We start from the raw sequence: 290 nt of genomic DNA, 5'->3' as shown, positions 1-290 counted from the left end.
ACCCCTGCGCAATGGCGACATAACGTTGATATTTATATCCCTGAAACGGCAAAAGAGCACCATGCTTTGGTGGTTGTAAACAACGGAATTAATTATGATAAAGGCGTACAAATCACTGGTAAACCTGGTGATTTCCCCCAGGAAACACTGGCAAGCATCGCCCGTGATACGAATACCATCGTAATATCAGTGAGTGATATACCTAACCAATATTTAACCTTTCAGGATGACAAAAAACCATTGAAAGAGGACGAAAGCGTTTCCCGAAGCTGGGCATTATTTATGGAAGC

1 protein-coding gene is annotated in these 290 nt (G+C 42.4%); it reads left to right on the top strand.

The window, feature by feature from the left end:
* A partial coding sequence (locus J4G32_RS20970) for a PhoPQ-activated protein PqaA family protein (protein ID WP_210497609.1) occupies window positions 1-290 on the top strand: 290 nt, incomplete at both ends.

The sequence above is a fragment of the Microvirga antarctica genome (assembly GCF_017921815.1).
GTDB classification, from domain to species: domain Bacteria; phylum Pseudomonadota; class Alphaproteobacteria; order Rhizobiales; family Beijerinckiaceae; genus Microvirga; species Microvirga antarctica.
The sequence above is the reverse complement of the archived record's forward strand: the minus strand, read 5'-3'. Positions and strand labels throughout refer to the sequence as shown.